Genomic DNA, 20558 nt, shown 5'->3' with positions numbered 1-20558 from the left:
ATTGACGCCTATCGAAATTGAATCCGAAGGTTAGCTGCCGAACACCCCCGTCACCGCAGCCCAACCAGTGTCCGGGCACTGGTTGGCCGGGTGTGCTGGTGCGGCTCCGGCTCGCGACGACGGAATCCGTACCGTCTCCGCGGCGTCGGCGACGCCGTCTCAGGTGCGTCGCCACCGGCCTGGCACAGTATCTTCGGTGGCAGGACTATGAGCATCCCTTACACACCGCAAACTCCGGCGGGCACACCGACCTGTTACCGCCACCCCGACCGCCCGACCTATGTGCAATGCACTCGCTGTGGGCGGCCGGTCTGCCCCGAGTGCATGCGCAGCGCCGCGGTCGGACATCAATGCGTCGACTGCGTGGCAGCCGCCGGTCAGAGTGTCCGCCCGGCGCGTACCGGAGCCGGCGGCATCCGGCGCTCCGGCCTGCCGTATGTGACGTATGCGCTGATCGCGGTCAACGTGGTGATGTTCGTGCTGCAGATGACGTCGAGAGATCTTCAGCGTGCGCTCGTGCTGTGGGCCCCCGGCGTGGCCGGAGGCGAGTACTTCCGCCTCATCACATCGGCGTTCATGCACTACGGCGCCATGCATCTGCTGTTCAACATGTGGGCGCTGTATGTGATCGGCCCCCCGCTCGAGGCCTGGCTGGGCCGGCTGCGGTTTGGTGCGCTGTACGGTCTCAGCGCGCTGGGCGGTTCGGTGCTGGTGTACCTGCTCGCACCGATCGGGGCGGCGACCGCGGGCGCCTCGGGCGCGGTCTTCGGATTGTTCGGGGCGACGTTCGTGGTGGCCAAGCGGCTCAATCTCGACGTGCGCTGGGTGGTCGTGCTCATCGGCATCAACCTGGTGCTGACGTTCACCGTCCCGTCCATCAGCTGGCAGGGCCACGTGGGCGGCCTCATCACCGGGTCGCTGATCGCGGCGGTCTACACCTACGCACCGCGGGAACGCCGCAACCTCGTGCAGGGCGGAGTCTCCGCGGCTGTGCTGGTGGTGTTCGCGGCGCTGATCTATTGGCGCACCGCCGAGTTGATCGGTCAGTACGGCGCGCTGATCACCGGCTGACTCAGAGCCGGGTCAGCCAGAACGGGTAGGTGAAGGTGCCGCCCGGTGCGCCGTCGCAGCCGACGTCGAACGACGATTCCATGGTTCCCGACAATGTCTTGGCATCCCAGGTGAAGACATCGCGGGTGGGGATGACCGGACCGTAATAGATGTCGCCGCAGCGCAATCCGTCCGGATTGTCGACGGTCATCGTGTATTGCCCGTTGTTCAGCGTCGCGATGCCGTACCAGGGGTAGGCCTTGGCGATCGGCATGGGGTTGGCCGAGACGCGGACGCAGGTCGGCGAAAACACGATCTCGCCAGGGCAGGGGGCGGCCCCCCACGCCCAGGTATGGAAATCCCGGCGGTCCGGGATGATGAAGTTGTAGTTGCCGGGCCACAGTTCCGCGGACGCCGGCGGGGCCAACGTCACCGCAGCCGCCGTGAGCGCAATGCCTATCGCCAAAGTCCGCAACGCCCGGCTCCCTTCGTAGCTCCGCTGTAGAAATCTATGCCGTGCGGCCGTGAGAAATAAGCGGATTCCGCAATGTCACCTGCTGATCAGCAACACGTCAAGTCTGCGCGGGCCGTGCACACCTTCGACCCGGTTGAGTTCGATGTCGCTGGTGGCGCTCGGTCCGGAGATGAAGGTCAGCGGTCGCCCCGGGTCCAAGGCGGCGAACGCCTGTGGGACGGTGTCGACGATCTGGTCGGTGAAGACGACGCAGATGTGATGATCGGGGACCAGGGTCAGCGCTCGGCGGCCTTGGGTGGGCCCGGCGTCCAGGACGATCGTTCCGGTGGCCGCGATGCCCAGGGCGCATCCGGTGACGACGGCGTCGGCGGTGTCGAGTTCGGTTACCGCCATGGGGTTTTCCGGCCGGTCGACGACCGTGTCGATGCCGTCGACCCACTCGGCGGGCAGGCCGGACGGTATCGCCACCCGGGCGCCGGCACCCGTCAGCTCGGCGACGGTGGCCGCTATCTCGGCTGCCTCGACGGCCAGCACCCGGGCCTGGTATTCGGCGACCGTTCGCGCGTAGCGCTCGGCGTCACCGGGTCCGTGCGCCGGCTCCCGGTCGTAGTCGCGCGGCACCTGAACGGGTTCGGGCGGGGCTGCCGCGAGCGCCCCGCGGATCCGGTCGAGGACGATCCGACGTGTCTCGTTCATCGGGACGCCTCGTCGTGGGTGCGGGCCCACCACTGCCGGAAGGTTTCCGCGGGTGGCGCGGGCACGTCACGGCTTGCGGTCCAGCGCGACGCCGGCCAGGGCAGGTGTGTGATGCGCTGATCGGCACCCGCCACCAGCCGCCCAGCGGCGAGAAGCTTCTCGGCCGCGGCGAATCGTCTGGGCGAGGCCATCGCCCACGCGGCGGCGCCCATCGCGAGGTCCTGACCGAGCGCCCGATGGTCGTCGACCTGTGCGGCCCGCAGGTGCACCAGGATCGAGGGGATGTCGATCCGCACCGGGCAGGCGTCGAAACACGCGCCGCACAACGACGACGCGTAGGGAAGCGAGGCGTTGGGGTCGTCGTGCCCGTGCGTCCCGGTCAACTGCGGGCTCAGGATCGCGCCGATCGGGCCGGGATAGATCGAGCCGTAGGCGTGGCCGCCGGTGCGTTCGTACACCGGGCAGACATTCAGGCAGGCGCTGCAGCGGATGCAGTGCAGGGCGGCACGGCCCACCGCATCACCGAGCACCGCGGTGCGGCCGTTGTCCAGCAACACCAGATGGAAAGCCTGCGGTCCGTCACCGGGATGCACACCGGTCCACATCGAGGTGTACGGGTTCATCCGTTCAGCCGTCGAGGAACGCGGCAGCAGCTGCATGAACACCTCGAGGTCGGTGAACCGGGGCACCACCTTCTCGATGCCCATCACCGTGATCAGCGTCTGCGGCAGCGTCACGCACATCCGGCCGTTACCCTCGGATTCGACGACGGCCAGTGTCCCGGTTTCGGCGACCGCGAAGTTCGCACCGCTGACGGCGACCTTGGCGGACAGGAACTTTCGACGCAGATGCGCGCGGGCCGCCATCGCGAGTACACGCGGCTCGTCGGTCAGTTCACCGGCATCGGGCATCTCCCTGGCGAAGATCTCCCGGATCTCGGCACGGTTGCGGTGGATCGCCGGAACGAGAATGTGGCTGGGTGTGTCGTGCCCGAGCTGCACGATCAGTTCGGCGAGGTCGGTCTCGATCGCCGCGATGCCTTCGGCTGCCAGATGCTCGTTGAGCCCGATCTCCTGGGTGGCCATCGACTTGACCTTGACCACTTCGTCGGCGCCCGTCTCGCGGATCAACCCCGTCACGATCCGGTTGGCTTCGGCGGCGTCACGCGCCCAGTGCACAACGCCGCCGCGGGCCACCACGTTGGCCTCCAGCTGGTCGAGCAGCTCCGGAAGCCGGGCCATCACGTCCTGCTTGAGCGCGCTGCCCGCGGCCCGCAACTGTTCCCAGTCCGGGCATTCGGCAACCGCTCCAAGCCGTTTGGTGCGGATGGTCCGGGTCGCGTGGCCGACATTGCGGCGCATCTGCGTGTTGGCCAGCTCGCGACGCGCGGCCTCCGGGAACGGTTGGCTGCCACGCAGATTGCCAATGCCGGGAACGCCGAGGAACGTCATCGCTCCGGCTCCGTCGACGCGAGGATCTCCGCGAGATGCACGGTGCGCACCGCCGAACGTATCCGGCTCAGCCCGCCGCCGATGTGCATCAGGCACGAACTGTCCCCGGCGGCACACACTTCGGCGCGCGTGGCGATGACCGCCGACATCTTGTCGGCCAGCATCGCGGTGGAGGTGTCGGCGTTCTTGATCGCGAAAGTGCCACCGAATCCGCAGCAGGTGTCCGCGTCGGCGAGTTCCACCAAGGTCAGGCCGCGCACGTGGCGAAGCAACTCCAGCGGCTTGTCACCGACACGCAGCAGCCGCAGCGAATGACAGGTCGGGTGGTAGGTGACCCGGTGCGGATAGTAGGCACCGACATCGCGCACACCGAGCACGTCGACCAACAATTCGGACAGTTCGTAGGTACGTGCCGCCATCGCCTCCGCGCGCTGCGCCAGCGCGGTGTCGCCGGCCCGGCGGGCGACCATCGCATGCTGGTGGCGCACCGAGCCGACGCACGATCCGGACGGCGCGACCACCACATCGCAGCCGCTGCTCTCGAAGACCTCCACGTGGTGGCGCACCAAGCCGGTCGCCTGCCCGAGATAGCCGGTGTTGATGTGCATCTGACCGCAGCACGTCTGGTCGGCCGGGAAGGCCACCTGATGCCCGAGCCGCTCCAGCAATTCGACAGTCGCGATCGCGGCCCGCGGAAACATCGCGTCGGCCAGACAGGTCGCGAACAGTGCAATACGCATCTGTTCCACCGTACGTCGGGAGGGCGTTGCGACAGCTACCATGAGCCTCCACGTCGCCGGGACCCGACGCCGGGCGCACCGAGAAACGGGGTGGGGAGTGAGCACGGCGACCAAGGCCCGCACCGGGTTAGTCATCGGCGCCCTGGGCGTCGTGTTCGGCGACATCGGCACCAGCCCCATCTACACCGTGCAGACGCTGTTCAACCCGGGCGACCCACACCCTGTTCCGATCACCTCCGCCAACGTCTACGGTGTGGTGTCACTGATCTTCTGGTCGGTGATGATCATCGTCACGCTCACCTACGTCACCTTGGTCATGCACGCCGACAACGACGGTGAAGGCGGCGTGATGGCCCTCATCACGCTGGTCCGCAGGCTCGGGCGCAGGTCGAGCCCGCGGGTCATCTCCGCGTTGTCGGCGCTCGGAATCCTGGGTGCCGCACTGTTTTTCGGTGACAGCATGATCACCCCCGCCATCTCGGTGCTGTCCGCGGTGGAGGGTCTGAAGGTCGTCGACCCGTCACTGTCGGAGCTGGTGGTGCCGATCACCGCGGTCATCATCGTCGGGCTGTTCGCGGTACAGCGGCGCGGCACCGCCGCGGTGGGACGGTTCTTCGGCCCGGTGATGATCGTCTGGTTCCTGGTGATCGGCGCGTGCGGGGTGCGCGGCATCTCCGGGCATCCGCAGATCCTCAAGGCGCTGTCGCCGACGTACGCGTTGGAGTTCATCGTCGGCCACTTCCACATCGCGTTCTTCGCGCTCGCCGCCGTCGTGCTGTCGGTCACCGGCGCCGAGGCGCTCTATGCCGACATGGGCCACTTCGGCCGCAAGGCGATCACCTGGGGCTGGCTCGGTCTCGTGCTCCCGGCTCTCGTACTCAACTACCTCGGCCAGGGTGCCCTGCTGCTGGGCAACCAGAGTGTGGTCAATGCGCCGTTCTTCCTGCTGGTACCGCACGGCTGGGAGCTCCCGATGGCGATATTGGCCACCGCGGCGACGGTGATCGCGTCGCAGGCGGTGATCACCGGCGCGTATTCGGTGGCCTCGCAGGCCGCGCAACTCGGCTATCTGCCGCGGCTGCGGATCGCCCACACCTCGGCGTCGTCGATCGGGCAGATCTACGTCCCGTGGATCAACGGGATGCTGATGGTGGCGGTGCTGATCCTGGTGTTCGCGTTCCGGAGTTCGGCGGCACTGGGCTACGCCTACGGGATGGCGGTCACCGGCACGATCACCATCACCACCCTGTTGTTCCTGTACATCGCGCACACCCGGTGGCGGTGGCCGCTATGGATGGTGGTCATCGGCGGCGGTGCACTGCTGACCGTGGACCTGATGTTCCTGGCCGCCAACCTGACCAAGCTCGTGCACGGCGCGTGGTTGCCGCTGCTGATCGGTCTGGTCACCTTCACGGTGCTGATCACCTGGCAGCGGGGCAGCGCGATCGTGGTGAGCGCCCGCGACAAAGCGGAGGGCCCACTGGAGCCCTTCATCGACGAGATCAACAACCACACCCCGCCCTACCCGCGGATCCCTGGCACCGCGGTGTTCCTGAACCGGGAGAGCGAGACGGCGCCGTTGTCGATGCGGGCCAACGTCGACCACAACCACGTCGTGCCCGAGCGGGTGATCATTCTGTCGATCGTCGTTCCGCCGTTACCCCGGGTGCCCGACAGCGAGCGGATCACCGTCGACGACCTCGGGGATCCGGATGACGGCATCTATTACGTGGCAGCCCAATTCGGTTACATGGAGCGACCCGACGTGCCGGCGGCGTTGCGGTTGGTGAACCCGGCCGACGTCGGCGGCGACATCGACCTCGACAGCACCTCCTACTTCCTGTCCAAGATCGAACTGATTCCCGGTGATCAGCCGACCATGGCGCCCTGGCGCAAGAGGATCTTCATCGCCACATCGTTGATGGCCGCGGATTCCGCGGGATACTTCGGGCTGCCGACCAGTCAGACAGTGCTGATCGGCTCACGTATTCAGGTTTAGCTCCACGCGTTCACCCGTCTGACTACGGTGTGTCCATGACCGACTCCACGACGGTGGCGATCGTCGGCGGCGGCCCCGCCGGCATGGTGCTCGGACTACTGTTGGCCAGGGCGGGCATCGAGGTCACTGTCCTGGAGAAGCATGCCGACTTCCTTCGCGACTTCCGCGGCGACACAGTGCATCCCACGACCCTGCGCCTTCTCGACGAGCTCGGCTTGGGCGAGCGTTTCGCGGCGTTGCCGCAGAGCAAGGTCGATCACGCCGAATTCACTGTGGGCGACAACTCGCTGACGATGGTGGACTTCCGCCGGCTGCGCCAGCCCCACCCGTACATCGCGATGGTGCCGCAGTGGGATCTGCTCAACCTGCTGGCCGAAGCCGGTCAGGCGGAGCCGACGTACACGCTTCGGCTGTGCCACGAGGTGACCGGGCTGTTGCGCGACGGCGCCCGGGTCACCGGGGTGACCTACACCTCGCCGGACGGCGACGGTGAATTGCGGGCCGATCTGACCGTGGCGTGCGACGGCCGGACGTCGGTCGTGCGGCAGAGCGCCGGGCTGGTGGCGCGGGACTTCCCGGTGCCGTTCGACGTGTGGTGGTTTCGGCTGCCGCGGGACAGCAGTGCCGAGTACACCCTGATTCCCCGGATCACCGCCGGGCGCGTGCTGATCATGATTCCGCGGGAGGGGTACTTCCAGCTGGCCTACCTGATTCCGAAGGGCAGCGACGCGCAGCTGCGGGCGCGCGGGCTGGCAGCGCTGAAAGCCGAACTGGCCGAACTGATTCCGGAGGCCAATACCGACAGCCTGACCTCGTTGGACCAAGTGAAGGTTCTCGACGTCCGGCTCAACCGGCTCAGTCGCTGGCACACCGACGGACTGCTGTGTCTCGGCGATGCGGCTCACGCGATGTCCCCGGTCGGCGGCGTCGGCATCAACATGGCCATCCAGGACGCGGTAGGTGCGGCGACACTGCTGGCCGGCCCGCTGCGCCGCGGCGCTGTCACCGACCGCGACCTGGCCGCTGTCCGTAAGCGCCGGTTGCCCCCGGCCGCGGTCACCCAGGCCGTGCAGCGCCTGCTGCACAAGCGGCTGGTGGCGCCGATTCTGAACGGGCACAGCGCCGATCCGCCGGCGGCGATCACCGCGCTGATCCGGCGGTTGCCATGGCTCTCGGTGATACCGGCTTACCTGGTCGGTGTCGGGGTGCGACCCGAGCACGCCCCGGCGTTCGCTCGCCGCTAGGCACATCCCTGGCGAGATGCCCTGCCCCTCAGGCGATTTCGGTCACGCGAAGTTCGGCACCAGGGCACGCAGGAGGTACTGCTCGACGAAGAGTCTCTTGGCGTCGACGGGACGATGCCGCCACACCGGAGCGAGCAGGAACAACGACGCGGTGTGCAGCCAGCGCGCGGTCTCCCGCGGGTCGAGCTCGGGATGCAGACTGCCGTCCGCCTGCCACCGTTCGAACAGCGGGCCGTAATGCCGCAGGACGACGTCGACGATCTGCTCGGAACCGATCTCGAGTGCGGTCGCCACCGCCGTACTCTCGCCGGACATCAAAGCCTCGTTCAACGCGTTACCGACCACGGACTGGACGGGCACCAACATCAGTTCCTGGATCGAGGCCGGCGCGTCGTCGGGCTGCGGTAGCGATGCGACGTGTGCGGCCAGCGCGGCGTCGATTCGGGTCAGCAGCAGCCCCAGCAGAAGGTCATCGCGGGATGGGAAGTAGCGGTACACCGTCGAGCGGACCACGCCGGCTTCGGCGGCGACCTCAGCCATCCGGATCTGGGTGTTGCCCCGGCGCACGATGCATCGGCTTGCGGCTTCGAGCAGCCGGTGGCGCGCCTCATCGCCGGCAAGCAGAGCCCGTTCGGCGCGCAGGGGACGACCCGTTGTTCCCATCCGCCAGATCGTACGACGCAGCGCAAGGACGGTTCCGTGAGATTTGGGTCAGCCGCCGACCATGATCAGACCGCCGTCCACCGGCAGCAGTTGACCGGTGATGAAGTGCGAACCCTCGCCGGCCAGGAACACCAGCACCGGCCCGAGGTCGCGGTCGGGATCGCCCAGCGCCCCGCCAAGCGGGATGGTGGCTTTGATCTGCTGATCGATGAACGGCGCCGCGTCCGGGCCGAGGAACTCCCGCAACCGGTCCGCCCCTCGCGTCTGCATCGCCGGCGCCAACGCATTGACCGTCACGTTGTCGGACGCCCAGGCTTTGGCCGCCGAGCGGGTCCAGGCCTGCACCGCGCCCTTGGCTGCGGCGTACACCGCGGAGATCGGACTGCCCATCACCGCTTCGGCCGAGCCGAAATTGATGATGCGCCCGCCGGACTTGCGCATCACCGCGTGTGCGGCCTGGTTGGTCAGGATCGTGGTCTTGACGTTGGTGTCCAGGACGAAGTCGATGTCGGCGGTGGTGATCTGGCCGGGCACACCCTGGTGCCACAGTCCCGCCGCGTTGACCAGTACGTCGAGGCCGCCCATCGCCGCCACCGCGGCGTCGATCATCGCGTTCACCGACTCGGCGTCCCGGGCGTCACACGGCACCCAGATGGCCTGCGAGTCGTCGGCGGGTTCATTCTGGTGATAGGTCGCGACGACCTCGGCGCCGGCATTCGTGAGAGCCCGGACTGCCGCGGCGCCCAGCCCGCCGGCCGCACCGGTGACCACCGCGCGGCGCCCGCTGAGTGGCTTGCTCATCGGGAGAACAGGGACAGCCCTGCGGCCGTGTGCCTTACCATGACGGTCACGGTAGGGTGCGGCACCGCCGGTGTCAACCGTCGATTAGCCGAAAAGCATTGTGCGAGTTGGTCTGTGAGGAACAGATGAAAGCAACGATGATCACCGGGCCGGGGCAGACCGACGTCGTCGATGTCGCCGACCCGGTCGTGGGACCAGCCGACGTGTTGGTGAAGATCAGAGCCTGCGGCATCTGCGGCTCGGACGCGCTGTACATCTCGATGGGCGGGCTGCCGCCGCGGCAGGGCCGCATGCCGCTCGGGCATGAACCGGCGGGGGAGGTTGTCGAGGTCGGCCGCGAGGTCACCGGCATCAACGTCGGCGACCACGTGGTGATCAACCCCATCGGCGCACCGAGCGGCATCATCGGCAACGGCGGGGCCACCGGAGCGCTGGCGGAGTACCTCCTCGTCGAAAACGCGGTGCGCGGGCAGAGCATCGAGGTGATCCCGGCCGACATCCCGTTCGACGTCGCCGCCCTCAACGAACCGATGGCCGTCGCCCGGCACGGCGTGAATCAGACCAAACCCACACCGGCGGACAAGGTGGCGGTGTTCGGTGCCGGCCCGATCGGGCTGGGCGCCACCATCGCCTACAAGGCCCTGGGCGTCAGTCACGTGACCGTGGTGGACCTGATCGGATCGCGGCTGGACAAGGCGCTGGCCGTCGGCGCCGACTCGGTGATCAATGCCGGCGATGAGGATGTGGCGCGGCGCCTCATCGCGTTGCACGGCAAGGGTGAGGCGATGTGGCCGGGCAAGTCGGGCACCGACATCTACCTGGACGCGGCCGGCGCGCCGTCGGTGATCAACACTGCGCTGGCGGCAGCACAGGTCGGTGCGCGGCTGGGGGTGGTGGCCGTGCACAAGGAGCCGGTGCCGGTGGACTTCATCAACATCATGGCCAACGAGATCACCGTCGTCGGATCGATGGGCTATCCCACCGAGATCTTCGAAGTGACCCGAGATCTCGTGGCGAACTGGGAGAAGTACGCGGTGATCGTCAGCCACACCTTCGATTTCGGCGATGTGCAGGACGCGCTGCAGACCGCGCTGACGCCGGGTGCCGCCGACAAGGTCGTCGTCACCTTCGCCTAGAGCTGTGGCAGCACCTCGGTGGCCAGCAGCTCGAGGGTCGCATCCGACGCCCGGTCGTGGGTGAAGAACACCACCTGCGTGAAGCCCATGTCCCGGAGTTCGCCCAGTCGGTCGACGATCGCGGCCGGCGTGCCGATGAGCCCGCCTTCGTGCAGACCGAAACCCGGCCCGCCGAACCGTTTCTCGGCGATCTGGCGCACGCTCTCCAACGCGGCGGAGTCCGGCGCCAGAGCCAACACGGCCTCGACCGACATCACAATGGAGCCGGGATCTCGGCCGATGTCCTCACAGATCGCCCGCAGGACGGTCAGCTTGTGTTCCATCTCCCCGAGCGCATAGGTGGGCACGTTCCAGACGTCGGCGTAGCGGGCCACCAGCGGCAGGGTGTACCTCTCACCGGACCCGCCCACCACGATCGGCGGCCGTGGCTGTTGAACGGAGCCGGGTTTGATGGGCATGTCGCGAACCGTGAAATGCGTTCCGCTGAAATCGATCCGCTGATCGGCGAACGCCTGGGTGAGGATCTCCAGCGTCTCCTGTAGACGCGCGGACCGCTGCGCGAACGTGCCCCAGTCCAGTCCGAGCCGGTGGTGTTCGTCTTCGATGGATCCGCTGCCGATACCCAGTTCCAGCCGACCGTCCGATATCTGGTCCAACGTGGTTGCCATCTTGGCCAGCACAGCGGGGTGACGAAATTGGTTGCACAGCACCATGTGTCCCACGCGGAGGTGCTCGGTGCGGCTCAGCAGAGCGGTGGCAAGCGTCCAGGCCTCCAGCGAATCGATGCCGGGAACGCCGGGGCCGTACATGTGGTCGTAGAGCCACAACGAGCCGATGCCGAGTTCCTCGCAGCGTTGCGCGCGGTGCAGGACATCGGCGTAGCTGAACCCCATCTGCGGGACGTAGACCCCGACGTCGAGGGGTGTGGTCACTGTTTGATGCCGACGGCGTGGCGCAGCTGGGCCAGGAACTGGTGGGCGTCGTCGCTACGGACCACGTAGTGCGATATCGCGACACGAATTGCGGTGGCGGCCTTGATCTCTGCGTTGGGTCCGCTCAACAGCCTCTGCAGCCGGGTCCGCATCAGCGGCAGGATGCGGTCCAGCTGGGCGATCACCACCTCGGGCTCGATGTCGATGAGCCGTACCCCGGAATAGGTCTGCTGGTAGGAGACGATGAACTGCAGTGCCGCGTCGAGCTTGTCGGTGCCACGCAGTCCCGCGGTGGCCCGGCTGATGCCGGTGTCGAACATCTCGCGCTCGTAGGCGCCGAATGCGTCGAGCAACTCGGTCTTGGACGCGAACCAGCGGTACAGGGTCGGGCGGGAGACGCCGGCCTGAAGAGCGACCTCGGAGAGACTGAGCTTGGTCTGCCCGCTTCGGGCGAGCACCTCGGCGGTGGCATTGAGGATGCGCCGCCGCGACGAGGTTTCGTCGTCGTCGGGGATCACAGCGGTGGTTCCTGCCGGGCTCACGTGTACAGGATTACAGGTCGAGGCCCGGGTGTCACGCGGAGTTCGCACATCCGGGACCGAAAACACTGTCTTTACAAATACTGGTCAAAGTGTCACGCTGTGCACGTGTCGGCGGACCAGCGTGGGTACAGCCCCCACGACATCACGTCGCGGCGATTCTGGGGCCAGACCTTCGACGCCCGCGAGCAGACCTTCGCCGCTCTGCGGGCCACCGACGGACTCACCTGGCACGAGCCGTTTCCCTCGCTGTTCCCGATGGAAGAGCCCGGCTTCTGGGCGTTGACCCGGCGCGCCGACATCGTCCATGCCAGCCTGCATCCGGAGCTGTTCAGTTCCGCACAGGGCATCGCGTTGGACCCGATGCCCGCCGACATCCAGCGGATCGCCACCTTCTTCCTGATGATGGATCCGCCGCAGCACACGGTGTATCGCCGGCTCATCAGCTCCGCATTCACCCCGCGCAACGTCGCCCAGATCGACGAGCAGGTTCGCAAGAACGCGGCCACCGTGGTCGACGAACTGGTCGGCGCCGGTGAGGTGGACTTCGTCGCGGCGTGCTCGGCGCGACTGCCGATGATGACGATCTCGGAGATGCTGGGCGTGCCGAACTCCGATCGCGAGGCGGTGGCCAAGGCCGCGGAGAAACTGTTCTCCATGAGCGACGACGAGTACGCCACGATCGAGGAGCGCGCCGAGGCGACCGTCAACGAGATGTTCCTGTTGGCGGGCACCGGCATTGAGTTGGCGAAGTTCCGCCGTCGGCATCCGGGCGACGACTTGATGACCAGCATCGTCAACGCCGAAGTCGACGGGCACCGGCTCACCGACGAGGAGGTCGGCGCGTTCCTGGTGCTGCTGGCGTCGGCGGGCAACGACACCACCAAGCAGACGACCTCGCACGCCATGCTGGCGCTGGCGGCGAACCCGGACCAGCGCGCCTGGCTGATGGACGATTTCGACGGCCGGATCGGACCGGCGGTCGAGGAGTTCATCCGCTGGTCGACGCCGGTGCTGCAGTTCGCCCGATTCGTCGCGCACGACACCGAGCTCGCCGGCCAGCAGCTGAACGCCGGCGACAAGGTCGGATTGTTCTACTGTTCGGCGAACCGCGACGCCGCCGCCTTCGACCGGCCGGACGCGTTCGACCTGCAGCGTTCGCCGAACCCGCACCTGGGTTTCGGCGGCGGCGGCCCACACTTCTGCCTCGGTAACCAGTTGGCCCGGACCGAGCTGCGGAATCTGTTCCGGGAGTGGCTGTTCCGGGTCGACGTAGAGCTCGGCGAGCCCGATTATCTGCTGAGTAGTTTCGTGCACGGGATCAAGCGGCTCCCGGCGTTCGTGCGGTGAGCGTGAGGCAGGGTATGCGTATCGAAGTGGACCTGACCAAGTGCACCGGGCACGGAATCTGCGAGACGATCGCCGAGGATGTTTTCGAGGTCGACGACGACGGCAGTGTCCGCATCCACGGTGACGCGCGGCCGCAGGAGGACCGGGCGCGGATGCAGCAGGCCGTCACCCAGTGTCCCGCCGCGGCGCTGGCCCTGATCGAGGACTGACCGGTGAAGAAATACTTCAGCCACACCTTGTTGTACCTGCACGAGACCATCGCGCTGGGCTCCGAGCGCAGCGACCGGTTCACCGAGAAGTTCACCGGTGTGTACCAGCCGATGATGGAACAGCTTGGGGCGCGGCTGTTCTCGATCTGGGAGACCACGCCGTACAACGGACACTGGCCGCAGGTGACGATCATCTGGGAGATCGACGCGTTCGCCGACTATGCCCGGATCGGCAGGGCGCAAGCACCCGGCGGCAGCCATCGCGAGACCGCCGCCGAGTGGGCGGATTATCTCGGCGGTGCCGGCGCGTCGGGGGAGGGCCGGATCATGTACGCCGGGCGCGGTAACCGTCCGCTGGCGGAGCTCAAGGACTCGAAATTCACTGCCGGACTGGTGATCCAGGAGATCATGCAGACCAAACCGGGCAAGCAGGACGACTACATCCGCGAGCTGGAACGGCTATACGTCCCGTGGTCGGAGCGTACCGGCAAGCGGTGGCTCGGCTCCTTCATCACGACCTTCCGGTTCAACGAGGTGATCCACTACTGGGCGCTCGACGGGGACTGGGACTGCTTCGAAAACCACTACCCGTCGTGGAAGGACAGCCCGCCGGCCGAGATCGTCACGTGGATGAGCGTCGCGCCCGCGCTGCGTGACGGGTGGGAGGACTCGATCCTGCAGGCCCTGCCGCCGTCGCCGCTCCGATGATGGGTGTGATGCAGGGCTTCTCGTACAGTCCCTTCGATCCGGCGGTGATGGCCGACCCGCGGCCGTACTACCGGACCCTGCGGGACCACCACCCGGTGTACTACGTCGACGAACTCGACACCTACGCGTTGTCCAGGTTCGACGACGTCTGGAACGTGCTGGCGATCAATGACGGCACGTTCGTCGCATCCGAGGGAACCCTGCCCGCGGCGGCGGTACTGGCACACCGCAATCACGGTCCGGTCGCCGATCCGCCACTGCATCCGCTGCCGTTCCACGCCAACTTCGACGCGCCACTCTATGACGACGTCCGGCGCTGCACGGCGGCGCAATTCCGGCCGAAGTCGGTCACCGCATGGCAGGACCGGATCCGGGAACTGGCGAACGAGCGTCTCGACGAACTGCTGCCACGGGGCAGCTTCGACCTCACCCAGGAGTACGGCGGAATCGTCGCCGCCTCCGTGGTGTGCGAATTGGTCGGACTGCCAACCGAATTGGCCGCCGACGTGCTGGCCACAGTCAACGCCGGCAGCCTGGCGGAGCCCGGCAGCGGCGTCGAGGTGGCCAACGCCAGGCCGGGGTACCTCGAGTACCTGATCCCGGTGGTGCAGCGGGTCCGCGCCGGAGAGTTCCCCGGCCCGCTGCCGATCGTCGAGAACCTGCTGGCCTACCGGCTGCCTGACGGATCGGCGCTCACCGACAGCGAAGTGGCGGTCCAGATGTTGGGCGTATTCATCGGCGGTACGGAGACGGTGCCCAAGATCGTCGCGCACGGCTTGTGGGAACTGCTGCGCCACCCCGATCAGCTCGCGGCGGTGCGGGCAGATCCGGCGGCCAACGTGCCGGTGGCCCGCGAGGAGATCATCCGCTACTGCGCCCCCGCGCAGTGGTTCGCCCGGACGGTGCGCAAGCCCTTCACCATCCACGACACCACCATCCAGCCGGGCCAGCGCATCATCACTTTGTTGGCTTCGGCGAACCGCGACGAGCGCGAGTTCGGCGACCCGGAGGTGTTCCGCTGGGACCGTCCGATCGAGCGGTCGCTGGCGTTCGGCCGGGGCCAGCATTTCTGTTTGGGCTATCACATGGCGCGACTGGAGATCGCGGTGCTGCTGCAGGAGTGGCTGCGTCGCGTCCCGGACTACCAGATCGACGCCGACCGCGCCCACCGGCCGCCGTCGAGCTTCCAGTGGGGCTGGAACCACATACCCGTCCACGTCTGAGCTTGTCCGACAACCCCTCACATTCCGCTGAGCGCACGCTTAGCATGGTGGCGGGCGGGCGCTGAGAGGGTGGGACTGTGCGGCGACTCAACGGCATGGACGCGATGCTGCTCTATAGCGAGACTCCCAACCTGCACACCCACACACTGAAGGTCGCTATCGTCGATGCCGCCCGCTTCGACGGTGACTTCGATTTCGCGGTGTTCCGCCGCACGGTTGCCGAGCGACTGCATCTGCTGGAACCGCTGCGATACCGGCTGGTGGAGATCCCCGGGCGCCTGCATCACCCCATGTGGTTGGAAAACTGCCAGGTCGATCTGGACTACCACTTGCGGCGTGTCACCGTCGCGGCCCCGGGTGGGCGCCGCGAGCTCGACACCGTGATCGGCCAGATCGCCAGCACACCCCTGGACCGGCAGCGCCCGCTGTGGGAGTTTCATTTCGCCGAAGGGATGGCTGACAACCGGTTCGCGCTGATCGGCAAGGTGCACCACACGCTGGCTGACGGTGTCGCGTCGGCGAATCTTCTTGCCCGGCTGATGGATCTGGCCGGCCAGGAGAATACGCCCGCCGAGCCCTACCCGGTCTGCGCGTTGCCGCCGGCCCCCGAGCTGCTGCGCTATGCGCTGGCCGATCATCTGCAACAAGCCGCCGCCCTCCCGACGTTGATCAAGGATGCGGCCACCGGTTTGATCAGGCTGCGCCGTCGGCAGCGGCAACGTGACGAACAGGCGGAGTTGGCCAAGCCGTTCTCGGCACCTGCCACCTTTGTCAACCACGTGGTGTCGCCGGTTCGCACCTTCGCCACTGCCACAGTGGCTTTGGCGCAGATCAAGGAGACCGCCAAGCGACTTGACATCACGTTCAACGACCTGGTTCTCGCGATCGCCGCGGGGGGCCTGCGCGAGCTGTTGTTGCGCTACGACGGAAGTGCGGACGAGCCGCTGACCGCAGCGGTCCCGGTGGCCACCGACATGTCCGCCGACCGGGTGACCGGCAACGAGATCGGCGGCTTGTCGATCTCCTTGCCGGTCGACATCGATGACCCCTTGGAACGGGTCCGGCTGACGGCGCTGGCCGGCCGGCGGGCCAAGGAGAATTACGAGTTGCTCGGACCCACCGTGCAGGGCCGCATGATGCAATACCTGCCGACTGCCCTGGCTCCCAAAGCATTTCGCTGGCAAGGCCGCCGCGCCGACCGCAACCGCATCATGAACGTCGCTGTGTCCAACGTGCCGGGCCCGCGCGAACACGGCCACATCGGCGGGGCACCGGTCAGCGAAATCTATTCGGTGGGGGTGCTTTCAGCCGGGAGCGCGTTCAACATGACGGTGTGGAGTTATGTCGACCAGGTCGACATCGCCGTTCTCTCCGACGACCGCACCTTCACCGATGTGCACGAGGCAACCGAGGCGATGGTGCGGGCGTTCGACGAAATCCGCACGGCGGCAGGTTTTTCCGATGGGCTGCACCACGTCGAAACCGCGATGCCGCCGGTCACCGCAAGCGGGTAGCGGCTCAGCCGAGGATGGGCAGCCGGCGCTGGCGGCTCAGCCGCTTCATCGCTGCGCTCATCACCGACCGCACGTGCGCGTCCACCTCAGCGATGTCGGGGTCGGGTCCGAACCGTGCCGCGATGTCGATCGGCTCGAGCACCTCGGTGACGATCTTCGACGGCAGCGGCAGGTTGGGCGGCATCAGCACGCTGAGCCCGAACGGCACGCCGAAACTGACGGGCAAGATGTCCAACCGGGCCTTGGTCAGACCCAGCCGCTTGGCCAGCCAATTGCCCCTGGTCAGGAACAGCTGGGTTTCCTGACCCCCGATCGACACCGTGGGAACCAGCGGAACGCCGGCCGCCAGCGCAGTGCGGACGTAGCCGGTGCGGCCGTTGAAGTCGATGGCGGTCTGAGAGAACGTCGGGCGGTACGAGTCGTAGTCCCCGCCGGGGAACACCAGCACCACCGCTGCGGAGTTCAAGGCGATGGCGGCGTTGTCGCGGCTGGCTTCGATGACGCCCACCCGGCGCAGCCACCCGTCGAGCGGTCCGATGAACACCCCGTAGTGAGCCAGCGTGTAGAGCGGCCGGTCATAGCCGAACCGGCGATAGAACTCCGGGGCGAAGATCAGCACGTCCGGGGTCAGCATGCCGCCGGAGTGGTTGGACACCACCAACGCCCCGCCCGTAGCCGGGATGTTGTCCAGCCCGCGCACTTCGGGGCGGAACCATCGTTTCATCAGGGGTGAGACGGCGCCGACCACACTCGCGGTGAATGCCGGATCCCACTTCGTGGTCTCGGGTCGGTCGGCCGGGTCGCCGCTCATTGCTCCCCCAGGAACGTCTGGTCACTGTGAAGGTTGGCGATTGCCGCCCCCGACGACGCGCCCACCAGCGAATATATGCCTCTCAAAAAAAGAGAATAGCATAATCACCGCGCGACGATCGCCGGCATGGATTCCCAGCCGCGCACCGTCGAGGTGGGGCTGAGCTCGGCGTCGGTCAGGTCGACCTCCCATTCGGGGAACCGGTCGAGTATCTCGTCCAGGGCGATCCGCCCCTCGAGCCTGGCGAGCGCATTGCCCAGGCAGAAGTGAGTGCCCACCCCGAAGCCGAGGTGCTGATGCGCCGCCCTGTGCACGTTGAAGGCTTCGCTGTCGGCCCCGAACTGCCGCGGATCGCGGTTGGCGGCGCCCACGAGCAGCATCATCGGGCTGCCTGCCGGCACCTGTTGTCCGTAGTACTCGAGGTCGCGGGTCACGTAGCGGCTGATGTGCGGCGCCGGCGGCTCGAAGCGCACCAGTTCTTCGACAGCGGCAGGCAGCAGTGTCCGATCGCCGACCATGTCCCGGCGCTGATCGGGGTGTTCGGCCAGCACCTTGCCTGCCCAGCCGATCAACCGAGTGGTGGTCTCCGCCCCCGCCGTTGCGATCACCTGCAGGTACAGCAGCAACTCGTCGCGGCGCAGGCGTCGCGTGGTGCCGGTCTCGTCGGCGAACTCGGCGGTGAGCAGTTCGGTCATGATGTCGTCGGACGGGTGGTCGGCACGCCAATCGATGTACTCGGCGAACACCTCGCCGGTGGCGATCGTTCCGTTCGGGTTCTCGGTCATCGGCCGGCCCCGCTCGGTTCGCAACGTCGAATCACCATGGTCCACAACGTGTTGTTGCTCGGCCTCCGGAATGCCGAGCAGCATGCCGATGACGCGCATCGGCATCTGCGCACCGAGGTCTTTGACGAAGTCGAAGCGCCCAGCGCCCACCAAAGGATCCAGGCAGCGCGCGGTGAACTCCCGGATCCGCGGTTCCAGCGCCGAAACCTTGCGGGGAGTGAAGATGCGCGACAACAATTTCCGGTGGATGTTGTGGATGGGAGGGTCCTCGAAGATCAGGGTCCCGGACGGAATCTCCATGCCGGACTTGATTATTTCCAGGATTGCGCCCCGCGCGGAACTGAACGTCTCGTGGTCGTGGAGCGCGGCGTCGACGTCGGCATACCGGCTCAGCGCGAAGAACTCGTGCACGGGGTTGTAATAGAGCGGAGCGTCCTCGCGAATCCGGGCGAACGTGGGATAGGGGTCCCGGTTCACCGCGACGTCGTACGGGTCGTAGGCAACCTCAACGGTCATGTGCACTGCCCTCCATGTCTTCCTCGTCAGCGGTCGAGGAACTGCAAGATCTTCGGTGCGGCCTGCACCCAGGTGTCAAACAGGTTGAATCCCTCGGCCTTTCCTTGCGCCATCGCCTCCGAGGCGCGCTCCCAGGCATCCTCCGGCCACGGCGGATCGATCAGCTCAGAGCCCTTGATCAGGCAGTGCACTTCCAGGGATGTCCGTTTGGGGTGATTGAGATCATTCTCGCCACCTCGGATGATCAGGGTCGGCACCGCGAGATCGGTGAACAGGGTGTCGTCGACACCCGAAATGGTCTGACCCGGTTTGGTGACGAATGCGTTCAGCCACCGCAGCATGATGGTGAGGAAGTCGTCGGCGGTGAAGCGCAGAAGACGTTCGCGGTTGGCCGGATTGGCCTCTATACAACTGCGCCAGTCGTTCACCGCGAGCACACCGGGCATCCCCCGTCCGCGTACGGCAAGGATGCTGGGCATGGCGTAGACGTGGCCAAGAACGTAGGTGCCGAAGATGCCGCCGACGATGTTCCACAGCACCAGCTTGGTGACCTGCTGCGGATACCGGATCGCGGTCAGGATGGAATCGCGGGCGCCGCCGGAACCGCCGGCCAGGATGCACGGGCCGATACCGAGTGCGGTGATCAGATCGGACAGGATGATGGCCCGCATATGGGACTCGGACTCGCCGAACAGCTGCACATCGGATTTGCCGCAGTTCGGCCGATCCCACAGGAGCACGCGGTAGCCGCCGTCGGCGAGCGCCTCGGCCAACGGGCGCAAACCGGGAATGTCTTTGCTGAACCGGCCGCCGGGTGTGAGGACGATGAAATCACCTTCTGCGCCGATGATTTCGTAGACGACGTTGCCGCCACGAATTTCGATCACGCGCTCGCCGGGGTGGCTCAGCTCAGGTGAATTGGTCATCGAAAGCGATGGTGACACACCCTGGCGGGCCTGGCGCCCGGTATCTAAATAAATTCCTTGATTTAGTTTGACCTGTGGTGTTCACTGTGAATGGTGAGCCCAGCCAAGGACCAGCGTACTGACCGGTCGTCTGTCACCCGGGACGCATTGCTGGTGGCTGCCGAGCGGCTTTTCGCCGAACACGGGATGCATGCGGTGTCCAACCGGCAGATCAGCGAAGCCGCGGGCCAGGGCAACAATGCCGCCGCGTGCTATCACTTCGGCTCCCGCGCGGACCTGCTGCGCGCCATCGAGACCAGGCACCGCACCGCGATCGACGCGATCAGGTTGCGCAAGCTCGAGGAGATCAGCTCGAACCAGGAGCTCCGCGACTGGATCGGCGTTCTGGTCTATCCGTTCACCGAGCATCTCGAAGCCCTGGGCACGCCGACGTCCTACGCCCGGTTCGCCGCCCAGGCGATGGCCGACCCCTCCTACCGCGAGCTGGTGGTCGCCGGTGCGCTCACGTCGGATCTCATGCTGAAAACGGTGCGTGGCATCAACCGCTGTCTTCCGGATCGTCCGAAGCGAGTGCGCCTCGGCCGCTGGATGATGGCCTCGAACCTGTTGATGCACACCTGCGCCGAGATCGAGGGTGAGCTCGCGATCGGTAAGCCGTCGGTGAGCTCCAACTGGTCGGTGGTCGCCGAAGAATTGATCACCGCGCTCGTCGGGTTGTGGGAGGCGCCGCCGACCCGGCAGGCCGTGGCAAGGCCCGACCGCGACGTGGACACCTCGATCACGGTCTGAC

Annotated in this window: 21 protein-coding genes; 10 read left to right on the top strand and 11 right to left on the bottom strand. The window is 66.8% G+C overall.

The genetic code is table 11. The features are described 5' to 3' along the window. Window positions 1-207 precede the first annotated feature (207 nt). On the top strand, window positions 208-1071 hold the full coding sequence (locus tag AB4879_RS07985; RefSeq protein WP_102809755.1) for a rhomboid family intramembrane serine protease: 864 nt from the start codon (window positions 208-210) through the stop codon (window positions 1069-1071). Between the two features lies 1 nt (window position 1072). Here the strand turns inward: AB4879_RS07985 and AB4879_RS07980 are convergent, their stop codons facing one another. From AB4879_RS07980 to AB4879_RS07965, 4 genes are all read right to left on the bottom strand, one after another. Next, a complete protein-coding gene (locus AB4879_RS07980) occupies window positions 1073-1525 on the bottom strand; it encodes a hypothetical protein (protein ID WP_051660049.1) in 453 nt (150 codons plus the stop codon). Between the two features lie 75 nt (window positions 1526-1600). Beyond that, window positions 1601-2221, bottom strand: coding sequence for a lactate utilization protein C (locus AB4879_RS07975; RefSeq protein WP_370507168.1), 621 nt, complete (start codon window positions 2219-2221; stop codon window positions 1601-1603). Beyond that, entirely contained in the window at window positions 2218-3672 is a 1455-nt protein-coding gene (locus tag AB4879_RS07970) for a lactate utilization protein B (protein WP_370507167.1), read from the bottom strand. The genes AB4879_RS07975 and AB4879_RS07970 overlap by 4 nt, the downstream gene beginning before the upstream one ends. Further along, the gene (locus AB4879_RS07965; protein WP_370507166.1) at window positions 3669-4412 is read right to left on the bottom strand and encodes a (Fe-S)-binding protein; all 744 of its coding nucleotides are present in this window, start codon (window positions 4410-4412) and stop codon (window positions 3669-3671) included. The genes AB4879_RS07970 and AB4879_RS07965 overlap by 4 nt, the downstream gene beginning before the upstream one ends. Before the next feature lie 40 nt (window positions 4413-4452). Here AB4879_RS07965 and AB4879_RS07960 point away from each other — a divergent pair, with 40 nt between their 5' ends. Together AB4879_RS07960 and AB4879_RS07955 are read left to right on the top strand one after the other, a co-directional pair. Beyond that, the gene (locus AB4879_RS07960; RefSeq protein WP_370507165.1) at window positions 4453-6411 is read left to right on the top strand and encodes a potassium transporter Kup; all 1959 of its coding nucleotides are present in this window, start codon (window positions 4453-4455) and stop codon (window positions 6409-6411) included. A gap of 35 nt (window positions 6412-6446) precedes the next feature. After that, the gene (locus AB4879_RS07955) at window positions 6447-7655 is read left to right on the top strand and encodes an FAD-dependent oxidoreductase (protein WP_370507164.1); all 1209 of its coding nucleotides are present in this window, start codon (window positions 6447-6449) and stop codon (window positions 7653-7655) included. Between the two features lie 42 nt (window positions 7656-7697). Here the strand turns inward: AB4879_RS07955 and AB4879_RS07950 are convergent, their stop codons facing one another. Both AB4879_RS07950 and AB4879_RS07945 read right to left on the bottom strand, forming a co-directional pair. Beyond that, the gene (locus tag AB4879_RS07950) at window positions 7698-8318 is read right to left on the bottom strand and encodes a TetR/AcrR family transcriptional regulator (RefSeq protein ID WP_370507163.1); all 621 of its coding nucleotides are present in this window, start codon (window positions 8316-8318) and stop codon (window positions 7698-7700) included. 48 nt (window positions 8319-8366) lie between these two features. Further along, on the bottom strand, window positions 8367-9119 hold the full coding sequence (locus AB4879_RS07945) for an SDR family NAD(P)-dependent oxidoreductase (protein WP_102809749.1): 753 nt from the start codon (window positions 9117-9119) through the stop codon (window positions 8367-8369). Window positions 9120-9244: 125 nt separating this feature from the next. Here AB4879_RS07945 and AB4879_RS07940 point away from each other — a divergent pair, with 125 nt between their 5' ends. Further along, the gene (locus tag AB4879_RS07940; protein ID WP_370507162.1) at window positions 9245-10255 is read left to right on the top strand and encodes a zinc-binding dehydrogenase; all 1011 of its coding nucleotides are present in this window, start codon (window positions 9245-9247) and stop codon (window positions 10253-10255) included. On the opposite strand, the gene AB4879_RS07935 is transcribed toward AB4879_RS07940, so the two are convergent. Both AB4879_RS07935 and AB4879_RS07930 read right to left on the bottom strand, forming a co-directional pair. Next, the gene (locus AB4879_RS07935; protein ID WP_370507161.1) at window positions 10252-11187 is read right to left on the bottom strand and encodes an LLM class flavin-dependent oxidoreductase; all 936 of its coding nucleotides are present in this window, start codon (window positions 11185-11187) and stop codon (window positions 10252-10254) included. The two genes, AB4879_RS07940 and AB4879_RS07935, sit on opposite strands and share 4 nt — an antisense overlap. Then, window positions 11184-11729 carry a TetR/AcrR family transcriptional regulator gene (locus tag AB4879_RS07930; RefSeq protein WP_233209505.1) on the bottom strand — a complete coding sequence of 182 codons (546 nt, stop codon included), beginning with the start codon at window positions 11727-11729 and terminating at the stop codon, window positions 11184-11186. The genes AB4879_RS07935 and AB4879_RS07930 overlap by 4 nt, the downstream gene beginning before the upstream one ends. Window positions 11730-11834: 105 nt before the next feature. Between AB4879_RS07930 and AB4879_RS07925 the strand changes: the two genes are divergently transcribed. From AB4879_RS07925 to AB4879_RS07905, 5 genes are all read left to right on the top strand, one after another. Next, window positions 11835-13076 (top strand): cytochrome P450, encoded by a 1242-nt coding sequence (locus AB4879_RS07925; protein ID WP_370507160.1) that lies wholly within the window; start codon window positions 11835-11837, stop codon window positions 13074-13076. A gap of 14 nt (window positions 13077-13090) precedes the next feature. Then, on the top strand, window positions 13091-13285 hold the full coding sequence (locus AB4879_RS07920) for a ferredoxin (protein WP_102809746.1): 195 nt from the start codon (window positions 13091-13093) through the stop codon (window positions 13283-13285). Window positions 13286-13288: 3 nt separating this feature from the next. Beyond that, the gene (locus AB4879_RS07915; protein ID WP_102809745.1) at window positions 13289-13993 is read left to right on the top strand and encodes an NIPSNAP family protein; all 705 of its coding nucleotides are present in this window, start codon (window positions 13289-13291) and stop codon (window positions 13991-13993) included. Next, window positions 13993-15216: a cytochrome P450 gene (locus tag AB4879_RS07910; RefSeq protein WP_370507466.1), complete on the top strand. Its 1224-nt coding sequence runs from the start codon at window positions 13993-13995 to the stop codon at window positions 15214-15216. The genes AB4879_RS07915 and AB4879_RS07910 overlap by 1 nt, the downstream gene beginning before the upstream one ends. A 77-nt stretch (window positions 15217-15293) precedes the next feature. Then, the gene (locus tag AB4879_RS07905; protein ID WP_370507159.1) at window positions 15294-16730 is read left to right on the top strand and encodes a wax ester/triacylglycerol synthase family O-acyltransferase; all 1437 of its coding nucleotides are present in this window, start codon (window positions 15294-15296) and stop codon (window positions 16728-16730) included. A 4-nt stretch (window positions 16731-16734) separates the two neighbouring features. Here the strand turns inward: AB4879_RS07905 and AB4879_RS07900 are convergent, their stop codons facing one another. From AB4879_RS07900 to AB4879_RS07890, 3 genes are all read right to left on the bottom strand, one after another. Then, the gene (locus tag AB4879_RS07900) at window positions 16735-17541 is read right to left on the bottom strand and encodes a lysophospholipid acyltransferase family protein (RefSeq protein ID WP_370507158.1); all 807 of its coding nucleotides are present in this window, start codon (window positions 17539-17541) and stop codon (window positions 16735-16737) included. 104 nt (window positions 17542-17645) lie between these two features. Further along, entirely contained in the window at window positions 17646-18842 is a 1197-nt protein-coding gene (locus tag AB4879_RS07895) for a cytochrome P450 (RefSeq protein WP_370507157.1), read from the bottom strand. A gap of 26 nt (window positions 18843-18868) precedes the next feature. Continuing rightward, the gene (locus AB4879_RS07890) at window positions 18869-19768 is read right to left on the bottom strand and encodes an alpha/beta fold hydrolase (RefSeq protein ID WP_370507156.1); all 900 of its coding nucleotides are present in this window, start codon (window positions 19766-19768) and stop codon (window positions 18869-18871) included. Between the two features lie 90 nt (window positions 19769-19858). Here AB4879_RS07890 and AB4879_RS07885 point away from each other — a divergent pair, with 90 nt between their 5' ends. Further along, complete coding sequence (locus tag AB4879_RS07885) at window positions 19859-20557, top strand: TetR/AcrR family transcriptional regulator (RefSeq protein WP_370507155.1); 699 nt, start codon at window positions 19859-19861, stop codon at window positions 20555-20557. The last annotated feature ends 1 nt before the right edge of the window (window position 20558 follow it).

The organism is Mycobacterium sp. SA01, from assembly GCF_041287105.1.
Classification (GTDB): Bacteria; Actinomycetota; Actinomycetes; order Mycobacteriales; family Mycobacteriaceae; genus Mycobacterium.
This window is presented reverse-complemented; position numbering and strand designations above follow the sequence as displayed.

Coding starts and splice junctions, on each gene's coding strand:
- AB4879_RS07970 (WP_370507167.1), bottom strand. CDS start 3,672: ATGACGTTCCTCGGCGTTCCCGGCATTGGCAATCTGCGTGGCAGCCAA.
- AB4879_RS07940 (WP_370507162.1), top strand. CDS start 9,245: ATGAAAGCAACGATGATCACCGGGCCGGGGCAGACCGACGTCGTCGAT.
- AB4879_RS07945 (WP_102809749.1), bottom strand. CDS start 9,119: ATGAGCAAGCCACTCAGCGGGCGCCGCGCGGTGGTCACCGGTGCGGCC.
- AB4879_RS07920 (WP_102809746.1), top strand. CDS start 13,091: ATGCGTATCGAAGTGGACCTGACCAAGTGCACCGGGCACGGAATCTGC.
- AB4879_RS07950 (WP_370507163.1), bottom strand. CDS start 8,318: ATGGGAACAACGGGTCGTCCCCTGCGCGCCGAACGGGCTCTGCTTGCC.
- AB4879_RS07885 (WP_370507155.1), top strand. CDS start 19,859: ATGGTGAGCCCAGCCAAGGACCAGCGTACTGACCGGTCGTCTGTCACC.
- AB4879_RS07910 (WP_370507466.1), top strand. CDS start 13,993: ATGGGTGTGATGCAGGGCTTCTCGTACAGTCCCTTCGATCCGGCGGTG.
- AB4879_RS07985 (WP_102809755.1), top strand. CDS start 208: ATGAGCATCCCTTACACACCGCAAACTCCGGCGGGCACACCGACCTGT.
- AB4879_RS07975 (WP_370507168.1), bottom strand. CDS start 2,221: ATGAACGAGACACGTCGGATCGTCCTCGACCGGATCCGCGGGGCGCTC.
- AB4879_RS07960 (WP_370507165.1), top strand. CDS start 4,453: ATGAGCCTCCACGTCGCCGGGACCCGACGCCGGGCGCACCGAGAAACG.
- AB4879_RS07900 (WP_370507158.1), bottom strand. CDS start 17,541: ATGAGCGGCGACCCGGCCGACCGACCCGAGACCACGAAGTGGGATCCG.
- AB4879_RS07895 (WP_370507157.1), bottom strand. CDS start 18,842: ATGACCGTTGAGGTTGCCTACGACCCGTACGACGTCGCGGTGAACCGG.
- AB4879_RS07955 (WP_370507164.1), top strand. CDS start 6,447: ATGACCGACTCCACGACGGTGGCGATCGTCGGCGGCGGCCCCGCCGGC.
- AB4879_RS07890 (WP_370507156.1), bottom strand. CDS start 19,768: ATGACCAATTCACCTGAGCTGAGCCACCCCGGCGAGCGCGTGATCGAA.
- AB4879_RS07965 (WP_370507166.1), bottom strand. CDS start 4,412: ATGCGTATTGCACTGTTCGCGACCTGTCTGGCCGACGCGATGTTTCCG.